Origin of the sequence: Rhodopirellula sp. UBA1907, assembly GCF_002337565.1 — a bacterium.
GTDB lineage: Bacteria > Planctomycetota > Planctomycetia > Pirellulales > Pirellulaceae > Rhodopirellula > Rhodopirellula europaea.
In genome coordinates this window covers 43,868-44,348 of the sequence record NZ_DDGH01000029.1, presented here as the reverse complement: position 1 = coordinate 44,348, position 481 = coordinate 43,868, and the positions used below count along the sequence as shown (strand labels likewise).

Genomic DNA, 481 nt, shown 5'->3' with positions numbered 1-481 from the left:
ATTGGGCTGGCGTGGTCGGCTGGCAGATTTGAATGTTGTCTTCGGCCGCCATTGCCAGGAAACGTTCGACTCGAGCGCTGCAGTGTTCGGGGCCTTGGCCTTCGAAGCCGTGAGGCAGAAGCATGACCAAGCCGGACAAGCGATTCCACTTGTCTTCGGCACTCGCGATGAACTGGTCCACAATCACCTGAGCAGCGTTCCAGAAGTCACCAAACTGAGCTTCCCACATGCACAGACCGCTGGGGCAGTCCAGTGAGTAGCCGTACTCAAACCCGAGCACTCCGGCTTCGCTCAATGGGCTGTTGTATAGTTCCAGGCGAGCTTGGTTTTCGTGGAGATTTTTCAGCGGACAGTATTCGTTTCCGTCGCGCATGTCGTGCAACACCGCATGGCGGTGGCTGAACGTACCACGCTCGCAATCTTGGCCCGTCAATCGGATCGGGTGGCCCGCGTCGAGCAACGATGCAAAGGCGGCAGCTTC

Annotated in this window: 1 pseudogene; it reads right to left on the bottom strand. The window is 58.2% G+C overall.

Annotated elements, in window-relative coordinates:
• Window positions 1–481, bottom strand: a pseudogene (locus tag B2R17_RS06145) (2-oxoglutarate dehydrogenase E1 component); the annotation flags it as partial.